This is a genomic window from Terrilactibacillus tamarindi, assembly GCF_009718825.1.
Lineage (GTDB): Bacteria > Bacillota > Bacilli > Bacillales > Sporolactobacillaceae > Terrilactibacillus > Terrilactibacillus tamarindi.
Genome location: NZ_WNHB01000014.1, coordinates 37,185 through 60,721, shown reverse-complemented (window position 1 = coordinate 60,721; position 23,537 = coordinate 37,185). Strand labels below are relative to the sequence as shown.

The following is a 23,537-nucleotide window of genomic DNA, read 5'->3' as shown; positions in this document are numbered from 1 at the left end:
ACCATGACTGTACAAGTTGTTCATGTTATTGGCGCAGGCCTTGCAGGAAGCGAAGCAGCTTTCCAAATTGCAAAGCGCGGGGTACCTGTTAAGCTTTACGAAATGCGTCCCGTAAAACAAACCCCTGCACACCATACTGATAAATTTGCAGAGTTGGTCTGTACTAATTCTCTCAGGTCAAATGATTTAACAAATGCTGTCGGCATATTAAAAGAGGAAATGCGCCGTTTGGATTCACTTATTTTATCCTCAGCAGATGCTTGTAGCGTGCCTGCTGGGGGCGCGCTTGCCGTTGATCGACATGAGTTTAGTGATCGAGTGACAGAGGCGATTAAAAATCATCCATTAATTGAAATTATTAATGAAGAGGTCACACGTTTACCTGATGGACCAACGATCATAGCAACCGGACCATTAACTTCAAAAGAATTAAGTGATGCTTTATCAGATCTAACCGGAGAAGATTATTTTTATTTTTTTGATGCTGCAGCTCCCATTATTGAAATTGATAGCATTAACCGGGATATTGTTTATCTTAAATCTCGATATGATAAAGGAGAGGCGGCTTATTTAAATTGTCCCATGACGGAGGAGCAATTTGACCGTTTTTATGAAGCGTTAATCCAAGCAGAGACGGTACCGCTCAAGAGTTTTGAAAAAGAAATTTTCTTTGAAGGGTGCATGCCAATCGAAGTGATGGCTAAACGCGGGAAAAAAACAATGTTATTCGGTCCAATGAAACCTGTAGGACTTGAAGATCCAAAGACAGGGAAACGTCCATTTGCGGTTGTTCAATTAAGGCAAGACAATGCTTCGGGAACCCTATATAATATAGTAGGTTTCCAAACCCATCTAAAGTGGGGTGCGCAAAAAGAAGTTATTCGTCTCATACCTGGATTGGAAGATGCCAATATAGTAAGATATGGTGTTATGCACCGAAATACGTTTATTAATTCTCCTAAATTGTTAAAACCTACGTATCAATATAAGGAGAACCTAAACTTGTTTTTTGCGGGACAAATGACTGGTGTTGAGGGATATGTAGAATCTGCAGCATCTGGCCTTGTTGCAGGCATAAATGCTGCAAGGCTAGCTCTAGGAAAAGATCCAGTGACTTTCCCAGTAGAGACGGCCATAGGCAGTATGGCACACTATATAACAACGGCCAATGCAAAGAACTTTCAACCCATGAATGCCAACTTTGGATTGTTTCCGGTATTACCAGAAAAAATCAGAAATAAAAAAGAAAGAAATGCTCAGCATGCTAAAAGGGCTCTCGATACAATTCAGAATTTTGTTACAAAAATGTAAACAGAGTTGCTAACGTGTGATAGTTGTGATAATATTTAGGATATTCAAAACATAAAAATATTTTTTATTGATCTATGAGTAACAAACGGATAAAGCAAAAGTAGTCATAAAGAATGGCAAGCGAAAGCAGTCAGGTTAGAACATTGGTGAAGCAAGATCTATTTTTGTTCATTGATGGTTCTTACGTTTGTGCTGCTTTCATATGTCTTTGTCTCTTAAATTGAATTTCATTTACTTAATAAAGGATATGTTTGAATGCGTTTTCCTATCTTTAATCAAAAGATACATTGTTTAAGCGTGTTTTATGTTTTGAAAAAACTTTTTTGGCCAATGTAACATTGTCAATATAGCTCTGACTTCTACTTGTTTTCTTTCGCTTTTAGGAGAGTCAAACTAATAGATCACATAATTACGAATATAAAGAAACATTTCATCCATATGTATCTTTGGTGAAGAATTTGTTTAAGCTAAGACATTTATCATTGATGATGTATGGGTGTTTTGAGGACACGGTTATGATTGATCTTAAGAAAGGGTAAGGGGGATGGATTCTTGGAAACATTTCATGCAACGACAATCTTTGCGATTCAGTATAAAGGGAACAGTGCAATGGCGGGTGATGGACAGGTCACTCTTGGTCAATCTGTTATTATGAAACATTCTGCAAGAAAAGTGCGTAAACTATACAATGGGCGAGTTATTGCAGGATTTGCTGGATCTGTAGCCGATGCCTTTACTTTATATGAGAAGTTTGAAGGCCGACTAGAAGAATACAATGGAAACTTGCAAAGGGCAGCCGTAGAGTTAGCCAAGGAATGGCGAAACGATAAGATGTTACGGCAGCTTGAGGCCATGTTAATTGTCATGGATAAGAAGGATTTATTACTCGTTTCAGGTACAGGGGAAGTCATTGAACCAGATGATGGAATACTAGCCATTGGTTCAGGTGGTAACTATGCCCTTGCTGCTGGAAGGGCGCTGAAGAGTTATGGTGGAGAGAATTTGACAGCGAGCGAGATTGCTAAAGAAGCCTTGCGCATTGCAGGAGAAATCTGTGTGTTTACGAATGATCATATTATTGTCGAAGAGTTATAAATAAGGAGGATTTCCGATGGCATCATCATTGACACCTAAGCAAATTGTTCAGAAATTAGATCAATTTATTATCGGTCAAGATAAAGCAAAACGAGCTGTAGCAGTTGCATTAAGGAATCGCTATCGCCGAACTCTGTTAGATGACAAAATGCGTGAAGAAATTGTTCCTAAAAATATCCTCATGATAGGACCTACTGGGGTTGGGAAAACTGAGATTGCTAGACGTTTAGCCAAGTTAGTAGGAGCCCCATTTGTTAAATTGGAAGCGACAAAATTTACAGAAGTCGGGTACGTTGGTAGAGATGTTGAGTCGATGGTCAGGGATCTCGTAGAAACAGCTATTCGATTAGTTAAAGAAGAAAAAATGGCAAACGTTCAATCGAAAGCAAAAGATACAGCTAATAAAGAGCTTGTTAAGTTGCTAGTTCCTGGGAAATCAAAAACGAGTACGGCCAAGAATCCATTAGAAATGTTGTTTAGTGGTCAAAAATCCGAACAGGAAACGGAAGAAGAAATAACGGACTCGATAAAAGAAAAGCGAAAACAAACAGCAAGACTTCTAGAACTTGGAGAACTTGAAGATCACATGGTTACCATTGAGGTAGAAGAAACACAGACGAGTGGCATGTTTGACATGTTTCAAAACTCGGGTATGGAACAAGCAGGTATTAACTTTCAGGACATGTTGAGCAGTGTCGTACCAAAGAAAAAGAAAAAAAGGAAACTAACCGTTAAAGAAGCTAGAAAGGTCCTAACTCAAAATGCCGCCTTAAAGCTTATAGATATGGATGAAGTAACACAAGAGGCGGTTTCTAGAGCCGAGGAAACGGGCATCATTTTTATCGACGAAATAGATAAAATTACCGGGAAAGGGCAAAATTCAGGTGAAGTTTCTAGAGAAGGTGTTCAGAGAGACATTCTTCCTATCGTTGAAGGTTCGACTGTGATGACGAAATATGGCGCTGTTAAGACGGATTATATTTTATTTATTGCAGCGGGAGCTTTTCATCTATCTAAACCATCTGATCTGATTCCAGAACTTCAGGGACGGTTCCCAATACGTGTTGAATTATCGAGCTTGTCTGTTGATGATTTTGTCAATATTTTAGTTGAACCAAATAATGCATTATTAAAACAATATCAAGCATTATTAAAAACTGAAGGTATGAATATTAAATTTTCTGACGAAGCTATTTATAAGCTTGCTTCGATTGCTTATGAAGTGAATCAAGAGACGGAAAACATTGGTGCAAGACGGTTACATACTATTTTAGAAAAGTTGCTTGAGGATTTATCTTTTGAAGCACCTGAAATAACTTTAGAGGAAATAACCATTACACCAGAGTATGTCGAAGAAAAACTATCTAGTATTGTAAAAAACAGGGATTTAAGTCAATACATTTTATAATTCCATTTTTTAATATTCATTAAAGCCTTCAATTCTTATGTGTTTTATCGTTCAAAGCTATCCTTTTGAACGGTGTTAATCTTAGTTGATTTTTAGAATTGTCAATGTTTAATAATCAAATATCAGGAGGAAGTATTTATGTCATTATTAGAAAAAACAAGAAAGATCAATAGTATGCTTCAAGGAGCAAAAACACCAGTTAATTTTAATGAAATGGCCGAAACTTTAAGAGACATTATTGAAACAAATACATTTGTCGTCAGTCGCCGTGGTAAACTTTTAGGTCTATCTCTAAAACTCGAAATTGAAAATGATCGTGTAAAAAACATGTTTGAAAGCAAACAATTTCCGGAGGAGTATACACAAAGCTTATTTACGATAAGAGAAACTTCTTCAAACCTTGATGTAAATAGTCCATTTACTGCTTTTCCTACAGAAAATAAAGAATTATTCTCTAATGGTTTGACGACTATAGTCCCAATTGTTGGTGGTGGAGAACGCCTTGGTACATTAGTACTTTCACGAATTTCTAAAGAGTTCACAGATGAAGATTTAATTCTAGCTGAATATGGAGCAACAGTCGTTGGTATGGAAATTCTTCGAGAAAAAACCGAAGAAATTGAAGAAGAAGCTCGTGAAAAAGCGATTGTCCAAATGGCCATTAGCTCATTATCTTATAGTGAATTAGAGGCAATCGAGCATATTTTTGAAGAATTAGATGGCAAAGAAGGTTTACTTGTTGCAAGTAAAATAGCTGACCGAGTAGGTATTACTCGTTCGGTTATCGTTAATGCATTGAGAAAACTTGAAAGTGCGGGTGTCATTGAATCTCGATCTCTTGGAATGAAAGGAACATATATTAAAGTTTTAAATGACAAATTTTTATTTGAATTAAATCGTATAAAAGGTGAATAAGTCAAACTAAACTTTCTAAAGGGTCTATCCGTTAGTAACGGATAGACCCTTTTTTTGCTCTTTAAGAAAGTATAAAGGTGTCTGCGTCTTATAGACCCCGCAATCGGCAAGTTTTCTTTATTGTAAAAAAAGATAATTAGGAGGTCATATTTTCATTTAGCAATGTCACATGTTTGTAAAAAAAATGTCGTAATAGAGGGGAGGAATGTCTATTGACAATATAGAAATAAATATGATATACAAATAGTTCTATATACCTAAATCAATAGAATTTTATTATGAACAAAATGTAGAATTTGGTTGAAATACGTAGACAAAGCACGAATTATTGTTAAAATAATGTTATAGATTTGTAGTATTAGGAGGTTCGTAATGGATATTTTCTCAAATACATGGATACCAAAAATAGAAAAAGCGATGAACCGTTCCGTTGCGATCCAAAATGTAACGGCTCAGAATGTTTCGAATGTGGATACTCCAAATTATAAGGCGAAGCAAGTTGTTTTCCAAGATGAACTTGACCATGCTATGCAGGCAAAAAAAACGGAAACACGGCATCTCTCATTTTCAGGTGATCATGCAGAGTACCATATTATAAATAGTACGGCTGGTGCGATTCAAAGTAATGGAAATAATGTCGACATTGATGCCCAAATGACGACATTGGCTCAAAATCAAATTCATTACCAGGCCCTTGAAACCGCTATTAATCACAAGTTTAATCAATTTAAAACTGTATTAGGAGGAAACTAGAATGGGGATGTTTAATGGTTTAAATATCTCTGCTTCTGGATTAACAGCTCAAAGGCTACGTATGGATGTTATTTCTTCTAATATTGCCAACGCTGATACCACGAGGGATAAGCAAGTAAATGGAGAATGGCAGCCTTACCGGCGAAAAATTGTGGAAATGTCACCAGCTAATAGCTCGTTTCAATCGTTTTTAAATCAAGCAGTAGGGTCTTCTACGGGAAGTGGAGTTAAAGTTACAAAAGTAACGGAGGATCAAACACCTTTTAACATGACCTATGAACCGAATAATCCAGATGCTGATAATAATGGATATGTTAGAACGCCTAATGTAGATCCATTGAAAGAAATGGTGGATCTGATGAATTCACAAAGGTCTTATGAAGCGAATGTCACAGTCATGAATGCAAATAAAAGCATGCTAACGAAAGCACTTGAAATTGGAAAGTAGGTAATTAAACGGTGGATATATCAGCTATTAATATGAAGGGACTTCAGAACGTCATTACATCTTCAAAAACAGATTCATCTGTTAGCAAAACATCAACATCTTTTTCAAACGTATTTGACAAAGCCATCAGTGCTCTGAATGAATCTCAAAAAGAATCGGATCAAGCAGTCACAGATCTTATCTCTGGTAAGAATCAAGACTTACATAATGTCATGATCTCGCTCGCTAAATCAGATGTTCTTATGCAGACAGCTTCGCAATTTAGAAACAAAGCCATTGATGCTTATCAAGAAATTATGAGAATGCAAGTATGATCACCCTGCCAACTCGACTTGATAGCACGATATGGAGGTCGCAATGAAAGAAAAAGCATTAAACCTATTTAAGCTAATAAAAGAAAAGTGGCAGGGTACCACTAAAAAACAAAAGAGTTGGATGATTGGCTCTTTACTATTTGTTATTATTCTATCGATTGTTCTATCAATGTTAATGTCAGCAAAGCACTATACTCCGTTATATAGTAATTTATCTGCTGATGAAGCTGGGCAAATTAAAGAAACGTTAGATAGTAAAAAAATACCTTATAAGTTATCTAATGGAGGTTCAACCATTAGTGTTCCAAAAGAAGAAGTCGATCGTTTAAAAGTAGAATTAGCAGCGGAAGGTATACCCAAATCCGGAGAAATTGACTATTCGTTTTTTGGTAAAAATGCCAGTTTTGGTATGACAGATAAAGAATTCGACGTATTAGAACGTGCTGCCATGCAAACGGAACTTGCTCATTTAATTACTCAAACGAAAGGTGTTAAATCTGCTAAAGTGATGATCAACTTACCTGATAGCAACGTTTGGGTTGGTCAGGATGCTGATGCAACCAAGGCATCGGCTTCAATTGTTCTAAACTTAAATCCAGGTTATCAACTTTCTAATAGTCAAGTTCAAGGCCTATATCATCTAGTATCAAAAAGCGTACCTAACCTCCCTGAAGATAATATCGTCATTACTGATCAATACTTTAACTATTATGACAAAACGTCTGACGGAACATCTGGTGATGGATCAACATTGGCTCAATATGATCAACAACGACAAATAAAACAAGATATTGAAAGAGGAATCCAACAAAAAGTAAGTCAAATGCTTGGCATGATGATGGGTAATGATAAAGTCGTTGTCAATGTGAGCACAGCTCTTGACTTTACACAGCAAAAATCAACTGAAAATTTGGCTGAGCCTGTTGATAAACAGACGATGGAAGGTCTTCAGGTATCATCTGAAAAAATTACCGAAACGTATTCTGGGAATGGTGCTGGTGGACAGGTAGGAACGGGAAATCAAGACGTTGCCACGTACCAGGGAAACACGAATTCAAATGGTAATTATAAAAAAGTCGAGGAACGAATTAATAATGAATTTAATCGTATTCATCGAACGATTGTTAATAGCCCTTATACAATTAAAGACATTGGCATTCAGGTCATGGTTGAGCCGCCTAAGCCGAATCAACCAACATCTTTATCTGCACAGAGTGTTAATGATGTAAAAGAAATTTTAAACACAATTATTAAAACTTCATTAACAAACAGCCAAGGGGCTGAATTAGATCCAGCCACAATTAGTCAAAAGTCTGTAGTTTCTGTCGGTAAGTTTAATGGGAAAACGGCTAACACCAATCCAGCCCCAAAGCAATCGCATCTTTGGTTTTATATTGCTGGTGGTATTTTACTTGCAGTCATTATTTTGTTGATTATCTTATTGTTAAGGAAAAGAAATGAAGTTCAGGAGGATGATGGTAACGATCAACCTCTATCAAATTCAAAAGTAGCAAATCTTGAAGAAGCAATTGAATCGGAAACACCCGAAAAAAATAAATACCGACAATTGGAACAAATGGCAAATCAGAATCCAACTGAATTTGTTAAATTACTTAGAAGCTGGCTTTCTGAGGATTAAGGAGGGCTGACATATGAAGCATAAAGAGATAACAGGACGACAAAAGGCGGCTATTTTATTGATTACATTAGGTGCCGAGGTCTCAGCTCAAGTTTTCAAACACTTAACCGATCAGGAAATGGAAGATTTAACTCTCGAAATATCTCAAGTCAGAACGATTGATAAGGATACAAAGGCACAAGTGGTTGATGAGTTTTTTCAAACAGCCATGGCACAAGAATACATTTCACAAGGTGGAATTGGCTACGCTAAAAAAATATTAGAGAAAGCCATTGGGCCTGAAGCGGCAATAGATGTTATCAATCGGTTAACATCGACACTTCAAGTTAAACCTTTTGACTTTATGAGAAAGACAGATGCCCATCAAATTTTGAATTTTATTCAGCAGGAGCATCCACAGACAATTGCTTTAGTCCTATCTTATTTAAATCCAGATCAAGCAGCCCAAATTCTGTCAGCACTCCCTCAAGAACGTCAAGCAGATATAGCTAGAAGGATCGCAACAATGGATCGAACGTCACCTGAAGTGATCAGCCAAGTGGAACGTGTATTAGAAAAGAAACTTTCTTCGACGGCGGTCACTCAGGACTATACGCAAACAGGTGGGATTGCCGCTATTGTTGATGTCTTAAATGGAGTTGATCGTACAACTGAGAGAAACATTTTAGATCATCTTGGTTCGCAGGATCCCGATCTAGCCGATGAGATAAAAAATCGTATGTTTGTCTTTGAGGACATTATCGTCCTTGATGATCGTGCCATACAACGCATCATCAGAGAAACCGATAATGAAGATCTTGTCCTTGCATTGAAAACAGCCAGTGAAGAAGTGAGAAAGGTATTATTCTCGAATATGTCAGAGAGAATGGCAGAAACTTTCCGTGAAGAAATGGAATTTATGGGACCCGTAAGATTACGAGATGTGGAAGAAGCACAAACACGGATCGTTAATATCATTCGAAAACTTGAAGATGCCGGCGAAATTGTGATCGCACGCGGCGGGGGAGATGATATTATTGTCTAATGTCATTAAGTCGCCTTTTCATAGAGAAAAGAAAAAAATCATTAAGCTAGATACTATCAAACTCCAAGAAATTAACCAAACAGATGCTGAACTGACTCCTGAAATCATCATCCAACAAGCCCAGCAAAAGGCTGATGAAATTCTCACGCAAGCAAAAAGACTAAGTGAACAACAATTGGAAGAGAGAAAACAAGAGGAATTACAGTTCAAAGCATACTGTGAACAACAGGTTTTAGAAAAAAGTCAAGAAGGATATCAAGATGGTTTTGCAAAAGGTGAGTTAGAAGGATATGAGACTTATTCAGGCAAATTGAAAGAAGCAGGCAACATTATCGATAAAGCCAACCATACGTATCAAAAGATCCTATCGAAAGCTGAACCAGATATCATTCTTTTATCCATACAAATTGCAGAAAGAATTATTTCTACATCATTAGAAAGCGAGAAAGAAAACTGGACCCGTCTCGTTAAGAAAGCTGTAAATGAAGTGAAAGATCAGAATGAAATCCATATCACAGTTTCTCCAAAGTGGTTTGACTATTTAAATGACTGTTTTGATGAACTGCAGACGTACATGAAACAATCTCAACTTTTTATCCACTGTGACATGGATTTTAACGATAACGATTGTGTGATCGAAACACCACTTGGAAAAATTGATGCAAGTGTGGATACTCAATTATCCGTTATTAAATCCAAGTTGTTAGATCATTTAGAGGAAAGCCAATGAACTTAGCAGATTTAACACAACAGATTAAAACCATTGATACGTATCGACGCTTTGGAAAAATCACAAGAGTAGTTGGGTTACTGATTGAATCTAAGGGACCTGCTTCGTCCATCGGTGATGTATGTATCATAACAATTAAAAAAAACAATAAGAAAATTAAGGCTGAAGTGGTAGGTTTTCGAGACGAAAATATTTTGCTTATGCCTTATACAGATGTCACACAAATTGCACCAGGAAGTCTAGTCGAAACAACAGGAAAACCTCTGCAAATAAAAGTTAGTGAGAAATTAATTGGACATGTATGTGATAGTCTTGGTCATCCTTTAGATGGTTTTGAAATTCCGAATGGATTTGACCAAGTACAGACAAGTCAATCGCCGCCCGATCCACTAACTCGGCCAAGAATTACTGAAAAGCTTGAACTTGGAGTTAAATCAATTGATGCGCTTTTAACAGTCGGAAAAGGGCAACGGGTTGGTATATTTGCCGGTAGTGGTGTCGGAAAGAGTACGTTAATGGGTATGATTGCTCGAAATACATCAGCAGACTTGAATGTCATTGCGCTTATAGGAGAACGGGGTCGTGAGGTCCGGGAATTTCTAGAAAAGGACCTAGGAAAAGAAGGAATGGCAAGATCAATTGTCGTTGTGGCAACGAGTGACCAACCCGCACTTAAACGAATAAAAGGTGCGATGACGGCTACTGCGATAGCGGAATATTTTCGGTCGCAAGGTAAAAATGTCTTGATGATGATGGACTCTTTAACGAGGGTTGCTATGGCCCAACGTGAAATTGGACTTGCAGTCGGTGAACCTCCAACAACAAAAGGCTATCCACCATCTGTGTTTGCTCTTCTCCCACAGTTATTAGAACGTACAGGAACAGATCAAAATGGATCAATTACAGCTTTTTATACGGTACTTGTTGATGGAGATGATTTAGATGAACCGATCTCAGACACCGCAAGAGGAATTTTGGATGGTCATATTGTTCTGGATAGAGCTTTAGCTCAAAAAGGGCAATATCCTGCCGTAAATCTTTTGAAAAGTGTAAGCCGCGTAATGAGCGGTATTGTAGATCAAGATCATCGGATGGTGGCTAATCGATTTCGGTCGTTACTTGCTAAATATGTCGATTCAGAAGATCTCATTCAGATTGGGGCATATAAAGCTGGAACCTCGAAGGAAATTGATGATGCTGTGAAACATTATCCTTCTATCCTACAATTTTTAAAACAGGATGAGAAAAAATCCATTTCTCAACAAGAATCGATATCCCAATTGATACATCAATTTGGAGAGGGTGGTATAAATGGCGTTTGAGTTTTCTTTAGAACGGGTTTTGAATTTAGCAGAAAGTGAAAAAAGGCAATTAGAAATAGAATATCAAACTGTCTATCAATTATTTGAGCAATTAGCGCATCGTTTATTTCAATTAATAGAAAAAAAGAATACCATTCAATCTTCTTTGCAAGAAAAATTTAACGAATCTATTTCCATTCATCAGATCACGCGTGAATTAGATACGATTGATTCGTTTGATAGGAAGATACAAGAACAAATCAAACAGTATGAAGAAGTGAAGCAACGTTTAGAACAATTTCAAGATATTTTACAAGGAAAAAATATAGAAATTAAAAAATATGAACGTTTAAAGCAGTCGCAGCTTTCTCATCATAAAATGAACCAAAAAAAGAAAGAATTGCAAAAGATGGACGAAACGGGTGCACTAAAGTTTATAAGACAATAAACGGCTAAGGGGTTATGTGGAAATGGAGAAGACAAGCCCTGCATTAAAGATAATTAAAGTGCTACTTGTCATTATTATTCCTCTCATGTTTTTAGGCATATTAACATTGCTGATTATGAACTTTGTTGGATTAAACCCAATGGCAGAAATGAAAAGCTTGATCAATGGAAAAACGGAAAAAACAAACCAACCTGCTATTAAAGACAACACCGTTCCAAATGATGCAACGGCCATGAGAAGAGAAATCGCATCACAATCAAAAACAATTAATAAGTTGCGTGATGAAATCACTCAAAAATCAGATCAAATTGATGCCTTAAATAAGCAGATTCAAGAAGCAAGTTCAACTAAAAAAACGAATCAAACCGATCAATCACAAACAAGTCCATCAAAAGCGGATTTGGTTAATCAAACCTATCGCAATATGGATCCAGAAAAAGCAGCTGCGATCTTTGAAAAAATGAATATTGACGATGCTTCGGCTTATATAAACATGCTTGACAATAAAACAAAAGCACAAATTTTAAATAATATGGATCCAGCTAAAGCAGCGGATATAACGAAATTACTGAAACCATCGGATCAACAGGAAGGTAACACTGGCAATACAACAGATCCTTCTAGCGCGGGAACATCATCTAGTCCTTCAAATGAAACGCCTTAATCATGGTTTCATTTTTGTGATTATCATTCTTAAATTGAAAGGAGGTGAAACTATTGCAGTCGAAAACCATCGCACAGAAAATTACGGTTAAGTCAAACCTATTATCGAATAAAAAGAGATCCACAAAATTAAAGATGAGTCCTCAGGTAACTTTTCAGAGTTGGATGAAAATGAAAAAGGGATCAACTAATCAAAATGGTGAAACAGAGAATTTTAAAAAAGATCAGATGCTTAATGATGCGATCGGACCAAAATCTATTGATCATATCACCCTTAAAGAATTAAAAAAATCCTCTCTTATTGATGAAAATGCTCATAAAGACATTGGAAATTCAGATTTAGATAATCGTCATCGTTCTCCATCCGATCACTTAAAAAATGAGAAGATCGGACCTAAACAATCGATTTCTGATACGCAGAATACGAATGAAGTCTTTCAGAACAAATCTTCAGAGAGCGAAAAAAGACCTTATCTTTTTAAGAAAGATAAAGGCCCTTCTCACTCGGAGCAAGAAAAACATCTAACTCGCTCGATAAAAGAGGAAGTCGATATGATTCCACGTGACATTCCCGTTACGGAACAAGGACAACAACCTGTTAGGTTGGATGATAACCGTAAGCTTGTAGATCATTCTAAGTACGATCCACCCAATCACGTGAGAGTGACGAATCATATTAACCATGAATCGGTGAAAACTGTGAGAAAGTTTAAATCGCAAAACGAAACGATGATTGAGTCAAAGAAAGATTCTATAGATGAAAAGTTTACTCATCGACTCGAACATAGTGGAGAAGGTAATGCCGATCAAACTAGTTCTCATGTAAAAGAAATGGGAAAACCTACATTGCCTCTTAGAAAGACAGTGATGAGAGATGAGATCAACCAGGTTAGTCATCCTAATGAAGGACCTGATGGAAAACGTTATCAAGGTATGAATCAAGAAATAGTAGAGTATCACCCACCAAGTCCTTTATTAAAAGAGATTAAAAAAGATGTTGACGGTTTGATTCTTGAAAATCGACTTAATAAAACTAAAGAGATGGATGGATTTACTTTAAACCAAACTGAACATTCAAATCGAGAAATAACCAGGAATAATCTCAATTTAGTACGTGAAGATAAATTCAATAATTTCTCAAAGGAACATGTAATAGATAATAAACAACTCAACTGTTCTTCTATTTTGAAAGATAAGAGAATACCAGAAGAGAAATCGTTTGTGAACGGGATAGAAATAGATTCAAAATCAAAAATTATTTCTAATTTGTCAAAGTCAAGTCGTGTTAATGAAGACAGAGCATCCAAAAAAATTGATACACAATCTTCTCAAATTAACGTTCGAGAGCCGGATAAAAATGAAACAAATCTCAATCATGAAAATAAAAAGACTTATGAAAAATCAACTTATCTTCATTCAGAAGATATAAAAAATATCCTGTCGTTGCTTAGTGAGAATCGGACAACGAAGAAGACAAATGAAAAGGCTTCTTTACAAAATTCAGTCCAATCGATACCTTATCATGATGAAACAATGAAGCATCAATTAAATGTTAAGGACCTAATTACGGATAAACAATATCCCAATCTTAATCAAATCGTAGGTGAAAATAGATTTTTTAAAACACCCTCTATGGTTGAAAAAGAAACATTAATAGAACATCGTGAGCAAACCTTTTTCAAACAGAAGGATGTTAGGTTTACCGACTATCATTCGCAGACAATGGATAAGAAACAAGGTCAAAATACGGTTAAAAATGGGCACTATGATTATGCTAGAGATTTAAATCATAGATTAATGAAAAGTCAATCTTCGAGATTAGAACAAGAACAAGGCCTGAAAATAACACATAAAGAAGATCAATTAGATTACAAAAAGTCATTATTTCAGTTACTTCGTGGCCAGACGAGTAAGATTGAACAACTCTCAATCCATGAAAATAATCCATCTGCCACGACAAATTCAGTCTCAACTCAAATTGACAAACAAAATAAGGAAACACTTGGAGTTAACTTACTGAATGAAAAAGCAGTGGTTAAAGAAGGACAAAAATGTATTCAAGCTCATTCAGTTTCATCTATTCAAATGATTACGGGAAGCAAACAAGATAAACTCGAAGACGCAAGACAAACGTACTCGCCTGAAAAATCAAGTCAAAAGGATGTTAGGTTTACCGAATTTCATTCACAGACAATGGATAGGAAACAAGGTCAAAACACGGTTAAAAATGGGTATCATGACCATTCTAGCAATTTAAAACATGGATTTACGAGAAGTCAAACTTTGAGATTAGAACAAGAACAAGGCCAGAAATCGACACATAAAGAAGATCAATTAGATCATAAAAAGTCATTATTTCAGTCACTTCATGGCCAAACGAGTAAGATTGAACAACTCTCAATCCATGAAAATAATCCATCAGCCACAACAAATTCTGTGTCAACTCAAATAAATGACAAATTAGTGGCATGGCTAGAAAATTCTCACGTTGATTTGAAAACTATAAACTCGCAGGAACTAATCATTAAGCTTAATCCAAGCCATTTAGGAACGATCCACATAGTTTTAAATCAAGACGAAAATGGATTATCTGCAAATATATTCTCAGAGTCTGACGGAACTAAGAAATTATTGCAATCGGGTATTCATGAACTTAAGGATATATTGATGTCCAATGATATTGTCGTTCATGAACTCCATGTCCTAAAACATGAGCCAAACGAGTATAAGCCAACTAATCAAGAGAATTTTAATCAGAACTTTTCTGAAGAAAGAAATCGAGAACAACAAAAACGCCGTCATAAAAAAAGTCAGTCGTCTCAAGTAGAAATAGAAACATGGCAACCTGACTTTCACGATTTCTTAGTAAAGGAGGTATAAAAAATGGTTGTTGAAGCGGCTTCTAATGATTATTACCTACCTAAAAAATCTGAACACACAAGTACATCAAATGGCATCTTAGGTAAAGATGATTTTTTGAAAATCCTTATCACACAATTAAAAAATCAAGATCCGACCCAACCAATGGATGACAAAAGTTTTATCGCACAGATGGCTTCATTTACAACCCTTGAACAAACGCAAAATATGAATGGCATACTTGAAAAATTTGTTAACGGTCAATCACAAAATCAATTATCTAATTTGTCAACTATGATTGGTAAACAAATTGAATGGAATAGCCCATCAACAGATGATGAAGGAAATACAACAACCCAGTTGATATCTAGCACAATTAAGAGCGTTACCATGAAAAACGGATCGGTAGAATATTTAACAAATGATAATCAGACCTTAAGTCCTTCTCAAATCGTCACTGTATCGGAAGGGCATGATATAAATGTCTAAAATCAATAATTATCTATATCACCCATTCCCTATTGAACAAGGGATTAAACAAAATAATATAAAAAAAAGTGAAACGAAAAAAACATCTAATTTTGATCAAGTCTTAGCAAATGAGTTAGAACAACTTCCGGTGAAGCTCTCAAAACATGCTAAACAGAGGATGGATGAAAGAAATATTAATCTATCAAACGCACAATGGAATAAGATTCACTCAAAACTCATAGAAGCAAAAAATAAAGGGATTACGGATTCCCTTATTATTACGCAAGATGCTGCACTTGTTGTCAGCGCACCTAAAAATACGGTGATCACCGCAATGAATCGGAAAGAAGCGGAAGCTCATATTTTTACAAATATTAATGGAACAATTATTTTAAATGATGCTTAATGGCTGGACCTACATACACTGAGGAAGCCAAAGGTTGTTGACTGACAGATACAACCTAAACTAAGGGGGAAAATAAAATGTTACGATCTTTATATGCTGGTGTTAGTGGATTAAAAAACTATCAAACTCAACTTGATGTTATTGGTAATAACATTGCAAACGTTGGGACAACAGGCTTTAAAAAAGGAAGAGCGAACTTCAGTGATTTATTTAACCAAACGTTAACGAGTTCGACACCGTCTCAGTCAACCGCAAATACAAGCGGAGTTGGTGGAACAAATGCCTCACAGATTGGGCTTGGTTCACAAATTGGCTCTATTGATACCATAGCCTCTCAAGGAAATGCTCAGACAACGGGACGTACACTTGACTTAATGATTCAAGGTGAGGGATATTTTCAAGTAACAGATGGTAAAAACACGTATTATACTCGAGCAGGAAATTTTTATTTAGACCAAAATCGTGATCTAGTCACTTCAGAGGGACTTAAAGTTCTAAGTAATGGTCAAAATGGTACACCGGTTAATTTCAACCCAAATGATTATAGTTCCATAACGATCAGTTCTGATGGGACTATTTCAGGAATTAGAAAATCCGATCAACAACTAGAAAGATTAGATCAGATTGGAGTGGCTACTTTTGCCAATCCAGAAGGACTAGAGAAGGTAGGAGGATCTCTCTTTGCACGTTCAGCTAACTCAGGCGCAGCTGAATATACTGGTCAAGGCGACATCAAATCAGGTGCTCTTGAAATGTCTAACGTTGATTTAACAGATGAATTCACAGGTTTAATCACTTCTCAACGTGGCTACCAAGCAAATGCCCGTGTCATTACTACAGCTGACCAAATCCTGCAAGAGTTAACGAACTTAAAACGTAACTAATTGAGGTAAGGGGGAAGACTTAGGGCTTATAGTATGCCCTAAGTTGTCTTACGATGATCGAACTTACAAAATTAAATGGGCATTCTTTTTATCTCAATGTTTTTTTAATCGAACAATTTGAATCGTTACCGGATACGACGATAACCTTAACTACGGGTAAGAAATTAGTTGTCAAGGAATCGATGGATGAGGTTAATCAAAGAATCGTCTCTTTTATGAAAAATGTACCACTGGTTTCGTCAGCTGCCATTCATGAGGGGGTGTCCTCTTGTTCAAAAGCAAGGGAATGAATATTTTATTTACGATTATGGCTATCTTTATTTTTGTAGCTGTTGCGGGTTTCTTTGTCGTGAACATGATGCATCAAAATAAGACATCTGCACAAAAAAAAGACGTTAGTATAGATACCATTGTTAATGATTTGACGATTGATACGGATGAAATAACAACAAACATGAAAGATAGTCATTTTGCGAATGTACAATTCAAAATTCAGGTATCTAATAAGGATGCAAAAGAAGAACTTACAAAACGTGAATTTCAAGTCAAAAACGCCATTATATTAACGCTTTCAAGTTTAACACCAAATGACCTTCAAGGTTCTAAAGGTATTGATCGCCTTCAGCAGTTAATTAAAGATCAAATCAATGCATTCCTAAAGTCAGGACGAGTCGTTAATGTTTACACAACAAAGAAGCTCATCCAGTAGTCTAAGTTGGTTTGAAGTAGAAAAGAGGTGCCATAAACATAATGTCTGATGTTTTATCACAATCCGAAATAGACGCTCTTCTTTCAGCGATCTCTACAGGGGAAATGGATGCTGAAGAATTGAAAAAAGAAGAAAATGAAAAAAAAGTGCGTAAGTATGATTTTAAACGTGCTTTACGATTTTCAAAAGATCAGATTCGTAGTTTAAGTCGGATTCATGAGAACTTTGCTCGATTATTGACCTCTTATTTTTCTGCCCAACTTAGGACTTATGTGCAAATTACTGTAGCGTCAATAGATCAATTACCTTTTGAGGAATTTATTCGATCCGTACCAAAAACAACGGTCATCAATTTATTGGAAGTCCCACCTCTTGAAGGTCAACTGATTATCGAAGTCAACCCTAATATTGCGTATGCCATGTTGGACCGATTATTAGGTGGATTCGGCAACAGTATGAATAAGATTGATAGTTTAACGGAAATTGAGACAAATTTAATGAAGCAGCTCTTTAAGCAGGCTCTCTATACGTTTGAAGAGGCTTGGTCATCTGTAGAGCAGATAAAACTGAAAAAATTGGGTTTTGAAACAAACCCATTATTCCTGCAAATGATTTCGCCGAATGAAACCGTCATTGTCATTTCTCTTTCAACGACCATTGGTGAATCGAGTGGCATGATTAATATATGTTTACCACATGTGGCACTTGAACCTGTTATACAAAAATTGTCCATGCATTATTGGATGAATGAGAAAAAATTTGATAAAACACCAGATGAAGAGATAGCACTGAAGAAGAATATCGAATCGTCCTCTGTTTCTTTAAAAGTGATCTTTGGAGAATCGAAAATTAGTGTCGAAGAATGCTTAAATTTGGATGTTGGCGACGTAATTAAGCTAGATCAAATGGTGGGGATGCCGGTCAAGGTAAAAGTAGGAGAGATTGATACTTTCTTAGCCCAACCAGGGAAAAAAAATAAACATATGGCTGTCCAAATAATTAAGCCGATTGAAGGAGGGGATGAAACAAATGAGTGATGGCGGAAAACTAACGCAAGAAGAGATCGATGCGCTTCTTGGAAATAGCATAAATCATACAGAAGAGTCTTCAAACACAGCAGAAATTGGATTAAAAACATTTTCCCATAATCTAAGAGATTTTCTAAGTGAAATGGAGGAAGATGTTTTAGGAGAGATTGGAAATATTTCATTTGGCAGTGCTGCAACAGCCTTATCTACCCTTTTAAATCAGAAAGTAGATATTACGACTCCAACAGTCAGTTTAATAGAAAGAGATGAGTTAGAAAGTAAATTTCCTGTACCCTATGTTTCTATTCTAGTAAATTATACTGAAGGCTTTACAGGTTCAAATTTACTGATCATTAAAATGCATGATGCGAGTATCATTGCTAATTTAATGATGGGTGGAGACGGCCAAAATGTATCAGGTGAAATTAATGAAATGGAATTGAGTGCGGTACAAGAAGCGATGAATCAAATGATGGGGTCCTCTGCCACTTCCATGTCGACTGTTTTTGATCGTAAAGTGGATATATCTCCACCAATTACTAAGATAATGAACTTAAAGGAAAATGAAGGGATAGAAAATTTGCCTGAAGACGATATGATGCTTCAGATCTCATTTGATTTAAAAGTAGGTTCATTAATCGACTCAAACATTATGCAAATTATCCCTCTCGACTTTGCCAAAACACTCGTTGAGAAATTATTAAATCAATCAGAGCAAACGAGTGCTGCTATACCAGTTCCAACTATGGATAATCAAATAGCCGTAGATGATGAGGAGGAAGTAAATCATTATTCTAGTTTTGAAGATGAAGAATCCTCTTTAAATATCAACGAAGAAAGAAAAGAACATCATTGGTCTGAACCCTACCAACAACCTAAGAAAAAGCCCGCCTATCAAGATGTTCAAACCGCTGAATTTTCAACATTTGAAGAAGAAAGTAATCCCACGCATCCTCAAAATATTGATATGCTAATGGATATTCCACTTAATATAAGTGTTGAGTTAGGTAGCACAAAGAAGACAATTAAAGAAGTTCTTGAACTTGGTCCAGGATCAATCATTGAACTAGAAAAATTAGCTGGAGAACCCATAGACATTTTAGTTAATCAGAAGTATATTGCTAAAGGAGAAGTCGTTGTAGTCGATGAAAACTTTGGGGTCAGGATTACAGAAATATTAAATCAAAAAGATAGATTAAATAAAATATAGATAATCATTGGAGGAATAATAATGGGACAACGTATTTTAGTAGTTGATGATGCAGCATTTATGAGAATGATGGTTAAAGACATTTTGACAAAAAATGGTTATGAAATTGTTGGAGAGGCGTCTGATGGATTTGAAGCTGTAAGTAAGTATGAAGAGCTCAAACCCGATCTTGTGACATTGGACATTACAATGCCAGAAATGGACGGGATCAGTGCATTGAAAAAAATAAAAGAAATTGACCCTCAGGCTAAAATTATTATGTGCTCGGCTATGGGACAACAAGCCATGGTTATTGATGCAATCCAAGCAGGAGCAAAAGATTTTATCGTTAAACCTTTCCAAGCCGATCGGGTAATTGAAGCGATTAAAAAAGCTTTAAGTTAAGGAGTAAAGAGGTGGCAAAGGTGTTTCGAAAGTGGCTAATGTTAAGTCTTGTCATTGGGATTGTTTTTGTCGGACAAGGTGTCAAAGCATTGGCAGAAAGTTCTAACAACGATAATTCCGTCTACAACCAATATAATAACCAAAAAGGTAATCCGAAAAAATCAGAAAATAGGACCAACCAGTTACAAACAACCAGCTCAGGACTTGAGAAAAACCAAACAAACGTTTTTCTTATTTTCCTAAAATTGATTGGGGCTTTAGCCATCGTTTTGGCATTGATTTATGTTTTATATAAATTAATGCTTAAACGTTCAAAATCATATCAAGAGGCGGGTGCGATTCGAAACATAGGTGGCGTATCCGTTGGTAATCGTCGCTCAATTCAATTAATTCGTATAGGTGATGAAGTTCTGGTCGTTGGCGTGGGAGAAAATGTTCAATTATTAAAAGAGATCGACGATCGTGAATTAATTAAGACGTTAACTAAGAAAAATGACGAACCTGATGTGTTTCAAAGGAATATGAAGAAAATGATGGGATGGACGGTTGATAAAACTCAGAAAAAAAACCATCCAACACAAAGTCACTCATTTCAATCAATTTTCTCTGAGAAAATTAAATCACTGCAAATTAACCGAGAAAAGCACATTGAAAAAGTAGTTAAAGAAGAGGATAACAAGCATGAATAATCTTATTCCAGGATTAAATACGAGCATGATAACAAATAATCCTCATGATGTGGCAACAACCGTTCAGTTAATGGTGTTACTGACGGTCCTATCCCTTGCGCCAGCGATCCTTTTGTTAATGACATCATTTACTCGTATTATTATCGTTTTGTCATTTGTTAGAACATCCCTTTCGACACAGCAAATGCCACCTAATCAAGTGTTAATCGGTCTTGCCTTGTTTTTAACTTTCTTTATTATGGCACCTGTTTATCATCAGATTAACCATGATGCTCTCAACCCATATTTAAAAGGAACGATTTCTCAAAAACAAGCCGTCAAGAAAGCACAAGATCCATTGAAAGTGTTTATGGCTAAGGAAACAAGACAGAAGGATTTAGCTTTATTTATGAATTATGGTCATTACAAACAACCTAAAACAGTAACAGATATCCCAATGACAGCACTAGTGCCAGCATTCACGATTAGTGAACTAAAAACAGCCTTTGAAATGGGGTTTATGGTTTTTATCCCTTTCTTAGTGATCGATATGGTTGTGGCAAGTATATTAATGGCAATGGGGATGATGATGTTACCGCCAGTCATGATCTCTTTACCATTTAAAATATTACTCTTTATTATGGTTGATGGGTGGTATCTCATTGTCAAATCAATCCTTTCTAGTTATTGATTTGAATGAAAGGCGGTGTAAGTAATGAGCTCAGAAATGATATTATCGATTGCTGAAAAAGGTGTTTATACGGTTCTAATGGTATGTGGACCACTTTTAGCTATTTCGCTCATTGTTGGACTTATCGTAAGTGTTATCCAAGCAACAACACAAATACAAGAACAAACGCTTGCATTCGTTCCTAAAATCGTTGCTGTATTGCTTGGTTTAATTATTTTTGGACCTTGGATGCTTTCAAAAATGTTAACTTTTACGCAAAATATCTTTGCTAATCTTGATCAATTTATTAAATGAAAGGCCAAACCACTGTGTCCATATTAAATGAGTTTCCAGCATTTTTATTGATTTTAATGCGTTTGACGAGCGTCTTTGTTGTAATACCTATTTTTTCTTATCGAACCATTCCGGCTGCTGTTAAACTAGGATTAGCATTGATTCTTTCGTTCATTGTAACAACGGTACTTGTACACAAACAACCCATTCAGTTTAATGAATTATATGTTCTTCTGATTTCAAAAGAAGTTTTAGTTGGGCTAACGATTGGATTTGTGAGTGGTTTAATTGTTTATGCCATTCAATTCGCAGGGGCCTTTATCGACCTTCAAATGGGATTTGCTATCGCAAATACAATAAACCCTGAGAATGGTGCAACTTCCCCGATAACAGGACAATTTTTATATACTTTAGCCATTTTATTTTTTTTAGGAATTAATGCACACCATATGTTACTCAACGGTGTTTTGTACAGCTTCTCTCTTGTCCCAATTAATCAGTTGTCCATTCATTTGATGGATGGAACAACCGTTCATTTTGTTGTCACGGTATTTATGCAAATGGTGGCCATCAGTTTTCAAATGGCTCTACCTATTGTCGGAAGTTTATTCCTCGTCGATGTTGCTCTTGGATTAGTCGCGAGGACGGTTCCACAGATTAACATCTTTGTTGTCGGCTTGCCATTAAAAATCGTCGTTGGATTCATTTTGCTTATCTTTATTTTCCCAATATTATTTATCATGTTTCGCTCTATTTCTGATTCAATGACCCAAATCATGATTGAATATATGAAGTATTTGGGGGGGACTCCATAATGCGGAGACTAAATCTCCAATACTTTGCAGGTGAAAAAACTGAAAAGGCGACACCTAAAAAACGACAAGAAGGAAGAAAAAAAGGTCAAGTTGTAAAAAGTATCGATTTAAGCACTGCGTTGTCCATGCTCGCCTTTTTTTTATTATTTATGGTCATAAGTGCGAACATGGGGCAATCACTATTACAGTTTATGTCAGATATTTATGTTAACTGGTTAAATACACCACTAAACGAACACAATATCCAGACCTTCAATCTTCATATTTTCAAAGCTTTTGGTGTATTAATCGCTCCTATTCTTATTTTGGCGTTAATTATGGGGATCGGGAGTCAGTTAATGCAAGTAGGATTTGTTTTTTCAACAGAATCCCTCCAATTTAAAATGGAACGATTGGATCCAATCCAAGGTTTTAAACGCATTTATTCGTTAAGAGCCATCGTGGAATTGATAAAATCTATACTTAAACTACTGGTCATTGGATGTATTACATTTTCTGTTTTGTGGATTAATCGTACGAGTGTTCTGCAAACCATGGTCAAACCCATAAGTGAAAGCCTTCCTATCATCGGAAAAGTTGTTTTGCAAATGGGAATCGCTTCTTCTCTTGGACTCATCGCTTTAGGTTTTCTTGATTATTTATATCAAAAATTCGATTATGAAAAAAACATGCGAATGTCGAAACAAGATATTAAGGATGAGTATAAAAAGAGTGAAGGTGATCCATTAATCAAGTCTAAGGTTAAAGAGAGACAAAGACAGATGGCCATGCGTCGTATGATGCAAGAACTTCCAAAGGCCGATGTCGTGATTACCAATCCGACTCATTTTGCCGTTGCATTAATGTATGATAACAGCCAAATGGAAGCACCAAAAGTTGTTGCCAAAGGTGCCGATTATCTTGCTTTAAAAATACGTGAGATAGCGAAACAGAATGATATTGTTATCGTCGAAAAAAAGCCGTTAGCAAGAGCTATGTACAAAGAATTGGAAATTGGTGACTCAGTACCTGAAACGTTTTTTAAGGCGGTCGCAGAAATTTTAGCCTATGTCTATCAATTGAAAGGCAAAGTCTAGTTGGTCATGAAGGA

General features: G+C 36.1%; 27 protein-coding genes. All 27 read left to right on the top strand.

The window, feature by feature from the left end:
- Positions 1-3: 3 nt before the first annotated feature.
- Positions 4-1,311: an FADH(2)-oxidizing methylenetetrahydrofolate--tRNA-(uracil(54)-C(5))-methyltransferase TrmFO gene (gene trmFO, locus GMB86_RS09760; RefSeq protein WP_155219129.1), complete on the top strand. Its 1,308-nt coding sequence runs from the start codon at positions 4-6 to the stop codon at positions 1,309-1,311.
- A 552-nt stretch (positions 1,312-1,863) separates the two neighbouring features.
- The gene (gene hslV / locus GMB86_RS09755) at positions 1,864-2,406 is read left to right on the top strand and encodes an ATP-dependent protease subunit HslV (RefSeq protein WP_155219127.1); all 543 of its coding nucleotides are present in this window, start codon (positions 1,864-1,866) and stop codon (positions 2,404-2,406) included.
- A 16-nt stretch (positions 2,407-2,422) separates the two neighbouring features.
- Entirely contained in the window at positions 2,423-3,814 is a 1,392-nt protein-coding gene (gene hslU, locus GMB86_RS09750) for an ATP-dependent protease ATPase subunit HslU (protein WP_155219125.1), read from the top strand.
- A 138-nt stretch (positions 3,815-3,952) separates the two neighbouring features.
- Positions 3,953-4,729: a GTP-sensing pleiotropic transcriptional regulator CodY gene (gene codY, locus GMB86_RS09745; RefSeq protein ID WP_155219124.1), complete on the top strand. Its 777-nt coding sequence runs from the start codon at positions 3,953-3,955 to the stop codon at positions 4,727-4,729.
- Positions 4,730-5,101: 372 nt separating this feature from the next.
- Entirely contained in the window at positions 5,102-5,482 is a 381-nt protein-coding gene (gene flgB, locus GMB86_RS09740) for a flagellar basal body rod protein FlgB (protein ID WP_155219122.1), read from the top strand.
- A gap of 1 nt (position 5,483) precedes the next feature.
- On the top strand, positions 5,484-5,930 hold the full coding sequence (gene flgC, locus GMB86_RS09735) for a flagellar basal body rod protein FlgC (RefSeq protein ID WP_155219120.1): 447 nt from the start codon (positions 5,484-5,486) through the stop codon (positions 5,928-5,930).
- 11 nt (positions 5,931-5,941) lie between these two features.
- Complete coding sequence (fliE, locus tag GMB86_RS09730; RefSeq protein ID WP_329602857.1) at positions 5,942-6,244, top strand: flagellar hook-basal body complex protein FliE; 303 nt, start codon at positions 5,942-5,944, stop codon at positions 6,242-6,244.
- A gap of 43 nt (positions 6,245-6,287) precedes the next feature.
- Entirely contained in the window at positions 6,288-7,883 is a 1,596-nt protein-coding gene (gene fliF / locus GMB86_RS09725; protein ID WP_155219118.1) for a flagellar basal-body MS-ring/collar protein FliF, read from the top strand.
- A gap of 13 nt (positions 7,884-7,896) precedes the next feature.
- Complete coding sequence (gene fliG / locus GMB86_RS09720; protein WP_155219116.1) at positions 7,897-8,907, top strand: flagellar motor switch protein FliG; 1,011 nt, start codon at positions 7,897-7,899, stop codon at positions 8,905-8,907.
- Positions 8,900-9,637 (top strand): flagellar assembly protein FliH, encoded by a 738-nt coding sequence (fliH, locus tag GMB86_RS09715; protein WP_196220183.1) that lies wholly within the window; start codon positions 8,900-8,902, stop codon positions 9,635-9,637. Before fliG ends, fliH begins: the two co-directional genes overlap by 8 nt.
- Positions 9,634-10,959 (top strand): flagellar protein export ATPase FliI, encoded by a 1,326-nt coding sequence (gene fliI / locus GMB86_RS09710; RefSeq protein WP_155219112.1) that lies wholly within the window; start codon positions 9,634-9,636, stop codon positions 10,957-10,959. Before fliH ends, fliI begins: the two co-directional genes overlap by 4 nt.
- The gene (gene fliJ, locus GMB86_RS09705; RefSeq protein ID WP_155219110.1) at positions 10,949-11,386 is read left to right on the top strand and encodes a flagellar export protein FliJ; all 438 of its coding nucleotides are present in this window, start codon (positions 10,949-10,951) and stop codon (positions 11,384-11,386) included. The genes fliI and fliJ overlap by 11 nt, the downstream gene beginning before the upstream one ends.
- Positions 11,387-11,408: 22 nt before the next feature.
- A complete protein-coding gene (locus GMB86_RS09700) occupies positions 11,409-12,050 on the top strand; it encodes a MotE family protein (protein WP_155219108.1) in 642 nt (213 codons plus the stop codon).
- 53 nt (positions 12,051-12,103) lie between these two features.
- Complete coding sequence (locus tag GMB86_RS09695; RefSeq protein WP_155219106.1) at positions 12,104-14,929, top strand: flagellar hook-length control protein FliK; 2,826 nt, start codon at positions 12,104-12,106, stop codon at positions 14,927-14,929.
- 3 nt (positions 14,930-14,932) lie between these two features.
- Positions 14,933-15,397, top strand: coding sequence for a flagellar hook assembly protein FlgD (gene flgD, locus GMB86_RS09690; RefSeq protein WP_155219104.1), 465 nt, complete (start codon positions 14,933-14,935; stop codon positions 15,395-15,397).
- Positions 15,390-15,785 carry a TIGR02530 family flagellar biosynthesis protein gene (locus GMB86_RS09685; protein WP_155219102.1) on the top strand — a complete coding sequence of 132 codons (396 nt, stop codon included), beginning with the start codon at positions 15,390-15,392 and terminating at the stop codon, positions 15,783-15,785. The genes flgD and GMB86_RS09685 overlap by 8 nt, the downstream gene beginning before the upstream one ends.
- Before the next feature lie 77 nt (positions 15,786-15,862).
- Positions 15,863-16,669: a flagellar hook-basal body complex protein gene (locus tag GMB86_RS09680; RefSeq protein WP_155219099.1), complete on the top strand. Its 807-nt coding sequence runs from the start codon at positions 15,863-15,865 to the stop codon at positions 16,667-16,669.
- Positions 16,670-16,722: 53 nt separating this feature from the next.
- Positions 16,723-16,959, top strand: a complete 237-nt coding sequence (locus GMB86_RS09675) for a flagellar FlbD family protein (RefSeq protein ID WP_155219097.1) — start codon at positions 16,723-16,725, stop codon at positions 16,957-16,959.
- Complete coding sequence (locus tag GMB86_RS09670) at positions 16,938-17,378, top strand: flagellar basal body-associated FliL family protein (RefSeq protein ID WP_155219095.1); 441 nt, start codon at positions 16,938-16,940, stop codon at positions 17,376-17,378. Before GMB86_RS09675 ends, GMB86_RS09670 begins: the two co-directional genes overlap by 22 nt.
- A gap of 41 nt (positions 17,379-17,419) precedes the next feature.
- On the top strand, positions 17,420-18,415 hold the full coding sequence (gene fliM / locus GMB86_RS09665; protein WP_155219093.1) for a flagellar motor switch protein FliM: 996 nt from the start codon (positions 17,420-17,422) through the stop codon (positions 18,413-18,415).
- Positions 18,408-19,616, top strand: a complete 1,209-nt coding sequence (fliY, locus tag GMB86_RS09660) for a flagellar motor switch phosphatase FliY (RefSeq protein WP_155219091.1) — start codon at positions 18,408-18,410, stop codon at positions 19,614-19,616. Before fliM ends, fliY begins: the two co-directional genes overlap by 8 nt.
- A gap of 21 nt (positions 19,617-19,637) precedes the next feature.
- Positions 19,638-20,000, top strand: a complete 363-nt coding sequence (locus tag GMB86_RS09655) for a response regulator (RefSeq protein WP_155219089.1) — start codon at positions 19,638-19,640, stop codon at positions 19,998-20,000.
- Between the two features lie 11 nt (positions 20,001-20,011).
- Positions 20,012-20,689 carry a flagellar biosynthetic protein FliO gene (locus GMB86_RS16095; RefSeq protein ID WP_155219087.1) on the top strand — a complete coding sequence of 226 codons (678 nt, stop codon included), beginning with the start codon at positions 20,012-20,014 and terminating at the stop codon, positions 20,687-20,689.
- The gene (gene fliP, locus GMB86_RS09645; protein WP_155219085.1) at positions 20,682-21,359 is read left to right on the top strand and encodes a flagellar type III secretion system pore protein FliP; all 678 of its coding nucleotides are present in this window, start codon (positions 20,682-20,684) and stop codon (positions 21,357-21,359) included. The genes GMB86_RS16095 and fliP overlap by 8 nt, the downstream gene beginning before the upstream one ends.
- Before the next feature lie 24 nt (positions 21,360-21,383).
- A complete protein-coding gene (fliQ, locus tag GMB86_RS09640) occupies positions 21,384-21,653 on the top strand; it encodes a flagellar biosynthesis protein FliQ (protein ID WP_155219082.1) in 270 nt (89 codons plus the stop codon).
- On the top strand, positions 21,650-22,447 hold the full coding sequence (fliR, locus tag GMB86_RS09635) for a flagellar biosynthetic protein FliR (RefSeq protein ID WP_155219080.1): 798 nt from the start codon (positions 21,650-21,652) through the stop codon (positions 22,445-22,447). The genes fliQ and fliR overlap by 4 nt, the downstream gene beginning before the upstream one ends.
- On the top strand, positions 22,444-23,523 hold the full coding sequence (gene flhB / locus GMB86_RS09630) for a flagellar biosynthesis protein FlhB (RefSeq protein ID WP_329602862.1): 1,080 nt from the start codon (positions 22,444-22,446) through the stop codon (positions 23,521-23,523). The genes fliR and flhB overlap by 4 nt, the downstream gene beginning before the upstream one ends.
- Positions 23,524-23,537 lie beyond the last annotated feature (14 nt).